Below are 12,765 nucleotides of genomic sequence, written 5' to 3'. Positions count from 1 at the left end.
TGACGTCCATGGTGTGACCATGAGCCGCCCCGTACGTCGAGCACGTGGGTTTCCGGCTCGGCGCGCCGTTTTCACCGGCCGGGCGGGCGTGTCATGAAGTGACGGCCATGGGTTTCGGCATCCGTTCCTGTGCCTTCCACGACGGCGACGCCGTCCCGATGGATGCCTCGGTCGTCCGGGGGGCCGGAGCGGTACGTGCTCGGGCGCGACCGAGGCGTGCCTCGCGGTGCCCGACAGGGAGGGGCGGCCGGCCGCGTACCCCTTCGGCTGCGGCGCACATCTCGCGGTGGCCGACTTCACCTGCTCCAGGTGAGGCCCTCGTGAGGCATCCGTGAAGTCGATGTGCCGGAACTGTGGGCTCCATCACGGCGCCCATGATCCGGACCTGATCGGATGGCCGGGTGCGCAGAGTCCTTCCCCTCGCCCTCATCGGCCTGTTCGCCCTGTCCGCCTGCCAGTTGGCCGGTCACGACGACCCCGCCGACAAGGCCCGCGGCCTCAACACCATGGCGGCGCTCCCGCTGCACGCCTACGTCCCCGATCCCGCGTCGGACGGTGGGAAGGCTGTCGGCAGGGCCCAGTGGATCCTCGGGAAGCAGTGCATGGTCAAGCTGGGCTTCACCGGATTCGCGGCGCTCGACACCGAGTCCATGGCGTCGACCGAACCGGTCCGGCGGGACACGATCACGGAGGACGCCGACATGCCCGGCGACGACACGCCGTACGGCGTCGTCGACCCCGACCTGACCGCCGAGCACGGCTACCACAACCGCACGGCGGACTCCGCCGGCCGCTACCAGCGGTGGCCCGCCGACCAGTACGCCGCGCTCACCGGATCCTTCCAGCCCGGCGACAGCCACGTCACCCACGGGCACCGCATCCCCGAGGGCGGCTGCCTGGGCCAGGCGATGCGGAAGATCTACGGCGCCCCGCCCAAGGCGACCAAGGTCGCCGGCATCAGGCTGTCCGGCTACTACTCGCTCGCCCTCGAACTCTGGCACGACTCCCGCGAGCAGGCGAGCAAGGACCCCGCCTGGAAGAAGGCGGACCGGGCATGGTCGGCCTGCATGAAGAAGATGGGCTTCCGCTACGCCACCCCGGACAAGGCCACCTACGACTCCGGCTGGTTCGGGCACACCAAGCCGTCGGAGAAGGAGAGGAAGACGGCGACCGCCGACGCCCGCTGCAAGCTCGACACCGGCTACGTCCCCACCGTCCACGCCCTGGAGGTACGGGCCCAGAAGGCCGCCATCGCCCGGCACCGGCGCAGCCTCGATGCGCTGCGGGCGGCCGACGAGCGGGCGATGCGGAACGCGCAGAAGATCGCCGGCAACGCGTCGTGACGACCGGTGCACGGTGAGAAAAACGGTGGTCGGCGAGGCCTGATGCCGGAACACTCGGACATGTGTTCCTGACGATCTCCATGCGCGGCGACGCCGCCCAGCCGGCCACCGACCTCGGGTATCTGCTGCACAAGCACCCTGACAAGGCACAGAAGTTCACCACGTCCCACGGCACGGCGCACGTCTTCTACCCCGAGGCGGACGAGCGGTGCTGCACGGCCGCTCTGCTGCTGGAGGTCGACACGCTCGCGCTGGTCCGGCGGAGCAGGGGCAAGGGCCGCGGCGGCGCCCCCGACGCGGCACTCGCGCAGTACGTCAACGACCGTCCCTACGCGGCCTCGTCGCTGCTCGCGGTGGCGCTCGGCGGCGTGTTCTCCAGCGCGATGAAGGGCGCCTGTGCCGCCAGGCCCGGACTTCCCGAGCAGCCGAGGCCGTTGCGCATCGAGGTGCCCGCGCTGCCCGCCCGCGGCGGACCAGAGCTGGTACGCCGGCTCTTCCAGCCGCTGGGCTGGACGGTCGCCGCCGAACCGGTCGCCCTGGACGCCGAGTTCCCCGAGTGGGGCGACTCGCGCTATGTGCGTCTCGTCCTGGAGTCCGAGGCGCTGACCCTCGCCGAGGCACTGCGTCACCTCTATGTCCTGCTGCCGGTCCTCGACGATGCCAAGCACTACTGGATCTCCTCCGACGAGGTCGACAAGCTGTTGCGGGCCGGTGAGGGCTGGCTGCCGGTCCACCCGGAGCAGAAGCTGATCACCAGCCGGTATCTCTCCCGCCGCTGGTCGCTCACCCGGCAGGCGATGGAGCGGCTGGAACTGGTGCGCCTGGCCGAGGCCGACGACAGTGAGGTCGAGGAGATCGACAACGCGGTCGAGGTGGAGACCGAGACGGAGGAGAGGCCGACCCCGCTCGCCGTCCAGCGCCGCGAGGCGATCCTCGCCGCCCTGCGCGAGCACGGCGCCTCTCGTGTCCTCGACCTCGGCTGCGGACAGGGCGAGCTGGTGCGGGAGCTGCTGAAGAACACGGAGTTCACCGGGATCCTCGGGATCGACGTGTCCGTGCGGGCACTGACCATCGCCTCCCGGCGGCTGAAGCTGGACCGCATGGGGGAGCGGCAGGCGTCCCGCGTCAAGCTGGTGCAGGGCTCGCTCGCCTACACCGACAACCGGCTCAAGGGCTACGACGCCGCCGTGCTCAGCGAGGTCGTCGAGCACCTCGACCTGCCCCGGCTGCCCGCCCTGGAGTACGCCGTGTTCGGGCACGCCCGCCCGCGCACGGTCCTCGTGACCACCCCGAACGTCGAGTACAACGTCCGCTGGGAGACCCTGCCCGCCGGACACGCCAGGCACGGCGACCACCGCTTCGAGTGGACCCGCGAGGAGTTCCGCGCCTGGGCGCGGACGGTGGCCGAACGGCACGGGTACGACGTCCGGTTCGCGCCCGTCGGCCCGGACGACGCCGAGGTCGGCCCGCCCACGCAGATGGCCGTGTTCACCCTGAGGACCGAGAAGGAGGCGAAGGCCGCATGAGCGAGATCCAGAAGCAGGGACGGGCGCTCCCCGTCACCGACCTCTCCCTCGTCGTGCTCGTCGGCGCCTCCGGCTCCGGCAAGTCCACCTTCGCCCGCCGGCACTTCAAGCCCACCGAGGTGATCTCCTCGGACTTCTGCCGCGGCCTGGTCTGCGACGACGAGAACGACCAGAGCGCGACCCGGGACGCCTTCGACGTGCTGCACCACATCGCCGGCAAGCGGCTGGCCGCCGGCCGCCGTACCGTCGTCGACGCCACCAGCGTCCAGCAGGACGCCCGGCGTCAGCTGATCGACCTGGCCAAGCAGCACGACGTGCTGCCGATCGCCATCGTGCTGGACATACCGGAGGAGGTGTGCGCCGAGCGCAACGCGGCCCGCAGCGACCGCGCCGACATGCCCCGCCGGGTCATCCAGCGGCACATCCGCGAACTGCGCCGCTCGCTGCGCCACCTGGAGCGCGAGGGCTTCCGCAAGGTGCACGTCCTGCGCGGCGTCGAGGAGGCGGAGAACGCCACCGTCGTCACCGAGAAGCGGTTCAACGACCTGACCCACCTCACCGGCCCCTTCGACATCATCGGCGACGTCCACGGCTGCTCCGGCGAGTTGGAGGCGCTGCTCGCCAAGCTGGGCTACACCGACGGCGTGCACCCCGAGGGCCGTACCGCCGTGTTCGTCGGCGACCTGGTCGACCGCGGCCCGGACACCCCCGGCGTGCTGCGCCGGGTGATGTCGATGGTCGAGACGGGCAACGCACTGTGCGTGCCGGGCAACCACGAGAACAAGTACGGCCGCCACCTCAAGGGCCGAAACGTCCAGCACACCCACGGGCTCGCCGAGACCATCGCGCAGATGGCGGGCGAGAGCGAGGAGTTCCAGGAGCGGGTGCGGGCCTTCCTGGCGGGGCTGGTCAGCCACTACCTCCTCGACGGCGGCAGGCTGGTCGTCTGCCACGCCGGCCTGCCCGAGAAGTACCACGGCCGCACCTCCGGCCGGGTCCGTTCGCACGCCCTGTACGGCGACACCACCGGCGAGACCGACGAGTTCGGGCTGCCGGTGCGCTACCCCTGGGCGGAGGACTACCGGGGCCGCGCGGCGGTGGTCTACGGCCACACCACGGTGCCCGAAGCCACATGGCTCAACAACACCATCTGCCTGGACACCGGCGCCGTCTTCGGCGGCAAGCTGACCGCGCTGCGCTGGCCGGAGCGCGAGCTGGTCGACGTACCGGCCGAGCGGGTCTGGTACGAGCCGGCGAAGCCGCTGCGCTCCGAGGCGCCCGGCGGACACGACGGCCGGCCGTTGGACCTGGCGGACGTCCACGGCCGCCGGGCCGTGGAGACCCGGCACGCCGGCCGGGTGACGGTCCGCGAGGAGAACGCGGCGGCGGCCCTGGAGGTCATGAGCCGCTTCGCGATCGACCCGCGCCTGCTGCCGTACCTGCCGCCGACCATGGCACCTACGGCGACCTCGCAGGTCGACGGCTACCTGGAGCACCCGGTGGAGGCCTTCGCGCAGTACGCGGCGGACCGCGTCGGGCGGGTCGTGTGCGAGGAGAAGCACATGGGCTCGCGGGCGGTGGCCCTGGTGTGCCGGGACGCGCAGGCGGCACGCAAGCGGTTCGGGGCCGGGGGCACCTCCGGCCCGAGCGAGGCCGAGCGTGGGGGAGGGCCGACCGGTTCTCTCTACACCCGTACCGGCCGGCCGTTCTTCGACGACGAGAAGGTGACCGAGCAGATCCTCGGCCGGCTCCGCTCGGCGATCGCCGGCGCGGGGCTGTGGGACGAACTGGCCACCGACTGGCTGCTGCTGGACGCCGAACTGATGCCGTGGTCGCTGAAGGCCTCGGGTCTGCTGCGCAGCCAGTACGCCGCCGTCGGCGCCGCGTCCGGCGCGCTGTTCCCGGGCGCGCTGGCCGCCCTGGAGTCCGCCGCCGCACGGGGTGCGGACGTGGGCGGCCTGCTGGAGCGGCAGCGGGAGCGCGCCGCCGACGCGGCCGCCTTCACCACCGCCTACCGCCGCTACTGCTGGACCACCGACGGCCTGGACGGCGTGCGCCTGGCCCCCTTCCAGTTGCTGGCGGTCCAGGGCCGCAGCCTCGCCGCGCTGCCGCACGACGAACAACTGGCCCTGATCGACCGGCTGGTGGAGCACGACGGCACCGGACTGCTGCACACGACCCGGCGGCTGTACGTCGACACCGGTGAGCCGGAGTCGGTGCGCGCGGGCGTCGACTGGTGGCTGGAGATGACCGGCCGGGGCGGCGAGGGCATGGTCGTCAAGCCGGCCGGCGCGCTCGTCCGGGGCGGCGACGGGCGGCTGGTCCAGCCGGGCATCAAGTGCCGGGGGCGGGAGTACCTGCGGATCATCTACGGCCCCGAGTACACCCGCCCGGACAACCTCGCCAAGCTGCGGCAGCGGTTCCTGAACCACAAGCGGTCCCTCGCCCTGCGCGAGTACGCCCTCGGCCTGGAGGCCCTGGACCGGCTCGCGGACGGCGAGCCCCTGTGGCGGGTGCACGAGGCGGTGTTCGGGGTCCTCGCCCTGGAGTCGGAGCCGGTCGACCCGCGCCTGTAGCCGTCCCGGTTCACCGCGTCGGTCACAGAACGCCCTTGTGTCGCACACACATCTGTCCATATGGTGGACGGCCGTACGGCACAGGGGTGTTCCGCGCGCCGACGGGAGGGGTGGACATGGAGATCAAGAAGGTCGTGGTCCGCGAGGAGGCACGGGGCACCGGGCGGCGCCCGGCGATCCTGGAGAAACGGCCGACCCGCTGAGCATGCGCGTCCACCTGGTCACGATGCCCTGGCATCCGCTCGACCTTCCCTCCCTCCAGCTCGGCCTGCTGAACCGGCTGGTCCGCCGGGTGGAACCGGACGCCGAGGTCACGGAGTTCCACGGCTCGCTGCGCTGGGCGGAGTTCCTGCTGGAGCGCTCCGGCGGCCGGCTGAGGCCGGGCGACTGTGTCTCCGTCGGCAGCGACGCCATCTTCCACGGCCTCGGCGACTGGGTCTTCTCCGGTGTCCTGTACGACGATCCGGGCTGGGGCCTGGCCCGGCTGCGCGGGTACGCAGCCGAGCGGGACGTCTTCATCGACACGGCCGTCGCCATGCGGCCGTACGCCGCCGGCTTCGTCGCCGCCTGCGCCGAGGAGGTGCTGGCGGCCCGGCCGGACGTGGTCGGGTTCACGAGCACCTTCATGCAGAACGTCGCGTCCCTCGCACTGGCCCGCGAACTCAAATGCAGGCGGCCGGAGTTGACGGTGGTCTTCGGCGGCAGCAACTGCGACGGGCCGATGGGCCACGCCCTGCACCGCAACCACCCCTTCGTCGACCATGTGGTCCGCGGCGAGGCCGAGTACGCCTTCCCGGCCCTGTTGCGGCACCTGGCCGAGGGCACCGACCCCGTCGACGTGCCGGGCCTGTGCTGGTGGGACGGCACGGTCTCGCGCGCCAACCCCGCCCCCCGGCGGACCGTGGCCCCGGCCGACATCCCCTCGCCCGACTACGACCAGTGGCAGGCCGCGCTGGACGCCTCCCCGGTGCGGGAGTACGTGCATCCGAAGCTCGTCGTGGAGGGCGCCCGCGGCTGCTGGTGGGGCGAGAAGCACCACTGCACCTTCTGCGGGCTCAACGGCTCCGCCATGGCCTTCCGCGCCAAGCCCGGCGAGCGGCTGTGGGCGGAGATCGACCGGCTGGTGCGCCGGCACCGCGTCCTCGACGTGGTCACCGTCGACAACATCATCGACATGGCCTACTTCCGGGACTTCCTGCCCCGCGTGGTGGACAGTGGCTGGGACCTGCGGCTGCACTACGAGGTCAAGTCCAATCTCACCCCGGCCCAGCTGCGGCTCCTCGGGGAGTCCGGCACCGTGCACCTCCAGCCCGGCATCGAGAGCCTGGGCAGCCGGGTGCTGGACCTGATGGACAAGGGCGTCACCGGCGCGCGCAACGTCCGCACCCTGCGCGAGTGCGAGAACCACGCCCTGACCTGCTCCTGGAACCTCCTCTACGGCTTCCCCGGCGAGACGGCCGACGACTACACCCCCGTGATCGACCAACTCCCGGCGCTCGTCCACCTCCAGCCGCCCAGCGGCGCCCACCGCATCCAGCTGGAACGGTTCAGCCCGCACTTCACCGACCCGGGCCTCGGCTTCGCCGAGCGCCGCCCGGCCCGGATGTACCAGCACGTCTACGAGCTGCCCGAGGACGAACTCGGCGACCTGGTCTACCTGTTCGACGCCGAGGACGCCGGCATCACGGGCCCGGTCGAGCGGCGCCTGCAGGACGCCGTGGCCGCGTGGCGCGCCGGGCACGCCCGTTCCCGGCTGCTGTTCGAGGAGGACGGGGAGCACCTTCTGGTCCACGACCGCCGGCACGGCCGACCGCCGGCCACCCACTGCTTCACCGGCTGGCGCGCCGAGGCCCTGCGCCGCCTGGAGGACGGCCGCAGCGTCCCGGCCCTGCACCGGTTGCTGACCGCCGACGGCTCGGGGCCGACGCTCCCTTCGCTGGCGGAGTGGGTCCAACAGGCTCTTGGAATGGGCCTGTTGTTCCGCGACGGAGCCACCTACGTGTCCCTGCCGACCTGGGGCGAGCCGGTCCGGCTGCCCGAGGGCGCCGTATGACCGCGCTGCCCGGCGCCGTGCCGTACCGGCTCACCGGGCGAGGGGTCGAACCGGCCGTACCACTGGACCTCGGCGGCGCGGGCCGGGAGACGGTGGAGGCGGTGCGCTTCCTGCGCGAGTGCGAGAGCCGGGGGCTGCGCGTCACCTGGCGGGCCGCGGGCAGTGCGCCGTACGACCTCGGTGTGCTCCGCCACCTGCCGCCGCCTGGGGAACTTCCGGGTCGTGAAGGCGAGTTGGCGGCCTGGCGGGCCGGTTACTCCCACGGAAGCCTTCATCACCGGCGCGGGCCCGGGTTCGTCCTGGTCCTGGACCGCAGAGAGCGGGGCACGGCCGTACGGCTCACCCTCGACCATCCCGGTCTCCTCGCCGCCTTCCTCCGCCTCCAGGAACCCGCGCCGCTCGACGCGGTCGACCCGGAGGCCGTGGACCTTCTCGCCGCCGAGCGGCTGGTGCTGGCCACCGGCGGCTGGGCGGTCGCGCTGCCCCCGCGCATCCGCCGCTGGCCGGTCCCCTGCACGGCGATCTGACCGGCGCCGCCACTTCTTGTCACCGAGACGAAAACAGGAGTGGCGGAAACGGTCGACAAGGGCGTGAAGACGGGCGCGGGCGGCCAGGATGGAGACATGGCATACCACGTCGACTCCGAGGCCGGGCGGCTGCGCCGGGTGATCCTGCACCGGCCCGACCTCGAGCTCAAGAGGCTCACCCCCAGCAACAAGGACGCCCTGCTCTTCGACGACGTGCTGTGGGTGCGCCGGGCGCGCGCCGAGCACGACGGGTTCGCGGACGTCCTGCGGGACCGCGGCGTCGTCGTCCACCTCTTCGGCGACCTGCTCACCGAGACGCTCCGGCTGCCCGAGGCCCGCACCCTCGTCCTCGACCGTGTCTTCCAGGAGAAGGAGTACGGCCCCCTCGCCGCCGGCCATCTGCGCGCCGCCTTCGAGGCGATGCCCGCGCGCGAGCTGGCCGAGGCGCTGGTGGGCGGCATGACCAAGCGGGAGTTCCTGCAGGCGCACGCGGAGCCGGCCTCCGTCCGCTTCCACGTGATGGACCTCGACGACTTCCTGCTCGGCCCCCTGCCCAACCACCTGTTCACCCGCGACACCTCCGCCTGGATCTACGACGGGGTCGCCATCAACGCCATGCGGCTGCCGGCGCGGCAGCGGGAGACGGTCCACTTCGAGGCGATCTACCGGTACCACCCGCTGTTCCGCGACGAGACCTTCCACGTCTGGTCGCAGGGGCAGGCCGACCACCCCTCCACCATCGAGGGCGGCGACGTCCTGGTGATCGGCAACGGCGCCGTCCTGGTCGGGATGAGCGAGCGCACCACCCCGCAGGCCGTGGAGATGCTGGCGTACAAGCTGTTCGCGGCGGGCTCGGCGCGCACCATCGTCGCCCTCGACATGCCCAAGCGGCGCGCCTTCATGCACCTCGACACCGTGATGACCATGGTCGACGGTGACACCTTCACCCAGTACGCCGGGCTCGGCATGCTGCGTTCGTACACCATCGAGCCGGGGGTCTGCGAGAAGGAGCTGAAGGTCACCGACCATCCGCCGGAGCACATGCACCGCGCGATCGCCGCCGCGCTCGGCCTCGGTGAGATCCGGGTGCTGACCGCCACGCAGGACGTGCACGCCGCCGAGCGCGAGCAGTGGGACGACGGCTGCAACGTGCTGGCCGTCGAGCCCGGCGTGGTCGTCGCCTACGAGCGCAACTCGACCACCAACACACACCTGCGCAAACAGGGCATCGAGGTGATAGAGATCCCGGGCAGCGAACTGGGCCGGGGCCGGGGTGGGCCGCGGTGCATGAGCTGTCCGGTGGAACGAGACGCCGTGTAACGCCGTCCCGCACCGCGAGACGGCGCATAGAAATGTGGATGGTCGTATAGACTTCCAATAGTCACGTGTTCTCGTACCCTCTGGAGCGCCCCCATGGCGACAGCCCCGAACGCCCTCGTCGGCCGCCACTTCCTCAAGGAGCTGGACTTCACCGAGGAGGAGTTCCGCGGTCTGGTCGAGCTGGCAGCCGAGCTGAAGGCGGCCAAGAAGGCGGGCACAGAGACGCAGTACCTGCGCGGCCGCACCATCGCGCTGGTCTTCGAGAAGACCTCGACGCGCACCCGCTGCGCGTTCGAGGTCGCCGCAGCCGACCAGGGTGCCCGCACCACCTACCTCGACCCGTCGGGCTCGCAGATCGGGCACAAGGAGTCCGTGCGGGACACCGCCCGGGTGCTGGGCCGGATGTTCGACGCCATCCAGTACCGCGGTGACAGCCAGGCCAAGGTCGAGGAGCTGGCGGCGTACGCCGGGGTGCCCGTCTACAACGGGCTCACCGACGACTGGCACCCCACCCAGATGCTCGCCGACGTGCTCACCATGACCGAGCACAGCGCCAAGCCGCTGCGGGAGATCGCCTTCGCCTACCTGGGCGACGCCCGCTTCAACATGGGCAATTCCTACCTGGTGACCGGCGCGCTGCTCGGCATGGACGTGCGGATCGTGGCCCCGAAGAGCTACTGGCCCGCCCAGGAGATCGTCGACCGGGCCCAGGAACTGGCCGCTTCCAGCGGCGCCCGGATCACGCTGACCGAGGAGACCGCGGAGGGTGTCGCGGGCACCGACTTCGTCGCCACGGACGTCTGGGTCTCCATGGGTGAGCCCAAGGAGGTCTGGGCCGAGCGGATCGACGCCCTCGCGCCGTACGCCGTGACCATGGACGTGCTGCGCGCCACCGGCAACCCGGACGTGAAGTTCCTGCACTGCCTGCCGGCCTTCCACGACCTGGGCACCCAGGTGGGCCGCGAGATCCACGAGACCTACGGCCGCGACTCGCTGGAGGTCACCGACGAGGTCTTCGAGTCCGCGCACTCGGTGGTCTTCGACGAGGCCGAGAACCGACTGCACACCATCAAGGCGGTGCTGGTCGCCACACTCGCCCGGCGCGCGTAGGCCCCCGTCCTCACCAGCCCTTATCCTGGCCGACGGCCCGGCACCACCCCAGCCTCGGGCCGCCGCCGCGACTCACCCGGTCGCCCGCACCCCCAGAAACGAGCACCACCCGCAATGCCCGCTCCCCGTGTCAAGTCCCCGCACCTGCTGGTCGCCGAATCCGGCGCCGACCGCGAGGGACACGGCCTGAAGCGCACGATGGGCCTCTTCCAGCTCGTCTGCTTCGGCGTCGGCGCCATCGTCGGCACCGGCATCTTCGTCGGCCTCTCCGACTCCGTCGCCCAGGCCGGCCCGGCCGTCGTCGTCTCCTTCGTCCTCGCCGCGATCACCTGCGTCTTCACCGCCTTCTCCTTCGCGGAGCTGGGCGGCGCGATCCCGGTCTCCGGCTCCTCGTACTCCTTCGCCTACGCCGGCCTCGGCGAGTCCACCGCCTTCCTGGTCGGCTGGTGCCTCCTGCTGGAGTACGGCGTCTCCGTCTCGGCCGTCGCCGTCGGCTGGAGCCAGTACGTCAACGAGCTGCTGCACAGCCTCACCGGCCTCCAGCTCCCGGCCGCGCTGTCCGCGGGCCCGGGCGACGGCGGGATCATCAACCTCCCGGCCGTCGTCGTGATCGCCATGGCCTCCGTGCTGCTGGTGCGCGGCGTGCGGGAGAGCGCCCGCGCGACGGCCGCCATGGCCGCCGTGAAGCTCGTCATCCTGCTGGCCTTCTGCGCCATCGGCTACAGCGCCTTCAAGCACGGCAACCTCACCCCGTTCTCCCCGGCCGGCCTCGGCGGCATCGGCGCGGGCACGACGGCCGCGTTCTTCTCCTACATCGGCTTCGACGCGATCACCACGGCCGGCGAGGAGGCCAAGAACCCGCGCCGGGACATCCCCGTCGCGATCATGGTCTGCATGGGTCTGGTGACGCTGCTGTACTGCGCGGTCGCGGTCGCCGCGATCGGCGCCGTCGGCAGCGACCAGGTGGCGGGCCGCCCCGCCGCCCTGTCCTACGTCGTCAACGAGGTCACCGGCTCCACCGTCGGCGGCGGAGTCGTCGCCTTCGGCGCGGTCGTCGCCATCGCCTCGGTCGTCCTCGCCGTGATGTACGGGCAGACCCGCATCCTGATGTCGATGTCCCGGGACGGTCTGATCCCGCGCGTGTTCGAGAAGGTGAACCCGAAGACCTCCACCCCGGTGGCCGGCACCCTGATCGTCGCCGCGGTATTCGCGCTCCCGGCGGCCTTCGCCTCGCTCGACTCCGTGATGAACCTGTGCACCGTCGGCACCCTCGCGATCATGGCCGTCGTCAACATCGCGGTGATCACCCTGCGCCGCCGCGAGCCGGGCCTCGGCCGCAGCTTCCGGGTGCCGCTGTACCCGGTCGGCCCGCTGCTCGGGGTCGCCTTCTGCCTGTACCTCATGTACGAGACCGGCTGGCAGACCTGGGTCCAGTTCGCCGTGTTCCTCGCCGTGGGCCTCGCGATCTACGCCGCCTACGGCCGCCGGCACTCCACGCTGGCCCAGGCCGCGCTCGAGGTCACGCCGAGTTCCGCCGCTGAGCGGGAACCGCAGGGAGCCTGAACCACACCGCCTTGCCCGACGCGGTGGGGCGGTGCCCGCAGGACGCGCTGAGGGTGCGGATCAGCAGCAGCCCGCGCCCGCCCTCCTGCCAGACGTCGGGCTCCTCGATCACCGGCCGGGTCAGATGGCCGGGCGGCGCCGGGTCCGGGTCGTGCACCTCGACCTGGCAGCCGCCCGGCAGCAGCTCCACCACCAGCTCGATGGGGCCGCGCCCGGCGGTGTGCTCCACGGCGTTGGCCACCAGCTCCGCCGTGAGCAGCTCCGCCGTGTCGCAGTCGGCCGGGTGCTCCCCCTCGGTGAGGGCCGTGCGCACCAGGGCGCGGGCCACGGGCACCGCCGCCGCGGTGTGCGGCAGCGCGACGCGCCAGGAGGCAGACCGAAGGGGCGTCACGAAGTGACCCGATGGGGGGCGGTGGTCGGGCGACGGGCGGGCGGGGCGTTCGTGCAAGGCGAGTCCGTTCATGGAGCAGGCTGTCCTGCTTTCGACTGTGGAAATGGTACGGGCCCGGCCTCGGGGGCCGACGACGGGCTGCGCCCGGGACCCGCGGCCCCGGTACCGGGCGGCCTACCCCGCCGAACGGCCTGGCTCGCCCGCTCGTGCCCACTGTTACGGCGCTGTCGCCGACCGATGACGCGCGTGACCGGATCCGGCCGAAGAACGGCCGAGGTTTGTCGCGGAGTCGTGACGACAGTCACAAACAAGTGATAACTTCGTGGGACAGTGCAACGTACGGCACCGCCGCCCTA

At 71.9% G+C, this 12,765-nt stretch carries 9 protein-coding genes; 8 read left to right on the top strand and 1 reads right to left on the bottom strand.

The features are described from left to right. Positions 1 to 401: 401 nt before the first annotated feature. The 8 genes from AC5WRT_RS15020 (at position 402) to AC5WRT_RS14985 (ending at position 12,018) form a co-directional block, all read left to right on the top strand. Entirely contained in the window at positions 402 to 1,343 is a 942-nt protein-coding gene (locus AC5WRT_RS15020) for a hypothetical protein (protein WP_496094112.1), read from the top strand. 62 nt (positions 1,344 to 1,405) lie between these two features. Then, a complete protein-coding gene (locus tag AC5WRT_RS15015; RefSeq protein ID WP_496100306.1) occupies positions 1,406 to 2,869 on the top strand; it encodes a 3' terminal RNA ribose 2'-O-methyltransferase Hen1 in 1,464 nt (487 codons plus the stop codon). Then, positions 2,866 to 5,445, top strand: a complete 2,580-nt coding sequence (locus tag AC5WRT_RS15010; RefSeq protein ID WP_496100305.1) for a polynucleotide kinase-phosphatase — start codon at positions 2,866 to 2,868, stop codon at positions 5,443 to 5,445. The genes AC5WRT_RS15015 and AC5WRT_RS15010 overlap by 4 nt, the downstream gene beginning before the upstream one ends. Before the next feature lie 205 nt (positions 5,446 to 5,650). Then, a complete protein-coding gene (locus tag AC5WRT_RS15005; protein ID WP_496094115.1) occupies positions 5,651 to 7,498 on the top strand; it encodes a RiPP maturation radical SAM C-methyltransferase in 1,848 nt (615 codons plus the stop codon). Continuing rightward, positions 7,495 to 8,025, top strand: coding sequence for a DUF5825 family protein (locus tag AC5WRT_RS15000; RefSeq protein ID WP_496094116.1), 531 nt, complete (start codon positions 7,495 to 7,497; stop codon positions 8,023 to 8,025). The genes AC5WRT_RS15005 and AC5WRT_RS15000 overlap by 4 nt, the downstream gene beginning before the upstream one ends. Positions 8,026 to 8,121: 96 nt before the next feature. Next, on the top strand, positions 8,122 to 9,345 hold the full coding sequence (locus tag AC5WRT_RS14995) for an arginine deiminase (protein WP_496094117.1): 1,224 nt from the start codon (positions 8,122 to 8,124) through the stop codon (positions 9,343 to 9,345). Positions 9,346 to 9,438: 93 nt separating this feature from the next. After that, on the top strand, positions 9,439 to 10,455 hold the full coding sequence (gene argF / locus AC5WRT_RS14990; protein WP_496094118.1) for an ornithine carbamoyltransferase: 1,017 nt from the start codon (positions 9,439 to 9,441) through the stop codon (positions 10,453 to 10,455). 114 nt (positions 10,456 to 10,569) lie between these two features. After that, positions 10,570 to 12,018 (top strand): amino acid permease, encoded by a 1,449-nt coding sequence (locus tag AC5WRT_RS14985; protein ID WP_496094119.1) that lies wholly within the window; start codon positions 10,570 to 10,572, stop codon positions 12,016 to 12,018. Here AC5WRT_RS14985 and AC5WRT_RS14980 read toward each other — a convergent pair. Then, positions 11,975 to 12,481, bottom strand: a complete 507-nt coding sequence (locus AC5WRT_RS14980) for an ATP-binding protein (RefSeq protein WP_496100304.1) — start codon at positions 12,479 to 12,481, stop codon at positions 11,975 to 11,977. The genes AC5WRT_RS14985 and AC5WRT_RS14980 overlap by 44 nt on opposite strands. Between the last annotated feature and the right edge of the window lie 284 nt (positions 12,482 to 12,765).

The organism is Streptomyces sp. NTD91 (assembly GCF_059510455.1).
Note: the sequence above shows the minus strand (reverse complement) of the source record. Positions and strands in the feature narration are given on the sequence as shown.

What these genes read in the sequence shown, in the direction of transcription:
- AC5WRT_RS15010 (WP_496100305.1), top strand. Translation starts at nt 2,866, where the DNA reads ATGAGCGAGATCCAGAAGCAGGGACGGGCGCTCCCCGTCACCGACCTC.
- AC5WRT_RS15005 (WP_496094115.1), top strand. Translation starts at nt 5,651, where the DNA reads ATGCGCGTCCACCTGGTCACGATGCCCTGGCATCCGCTCGACCTTCCC.
- AC5WRT_RS15000 (WP_496094116.1), top strand. Translation starts at nt 7,495, where the DNA reads ATGACCGCGCTGCCCGGCGCCGTGCCGTACCGGCTCACCGGGCGAGGG.
- AC5WRT_RS14995 (WP_496094117.1), top strand. Translation starts at nt 8,122, where the DNA reads ATGGCATACCACGTCGACTCCGAGGCCGGGCGGCTGCGCCGGGTGATC.
- argF (WP_496094118.1), top strand. Translation starts at nt 9,439, where the DNA reads ATGGCGACAGCCCCGAACGCCCTCGTCGGCCGCCACTTCCTCAAGGAG.
- AC5WRT_RS14985 (WP_496094119.1), top strand. Translation starts at nt 10,570, where the DNA reads ATGCCCGCTCCCCGTGTCAAGTCCCCGCACCTGCTGGTCGCCGAATCC.
- AC5WRT_RS14980 (WP_496100304.1), bottom strand. Translation starts at nt 12,481, where the DNA reads ATGAACGGACTCGCCTTGCACGAACGCCCCGCCCGCCCGTCGCCCGAC.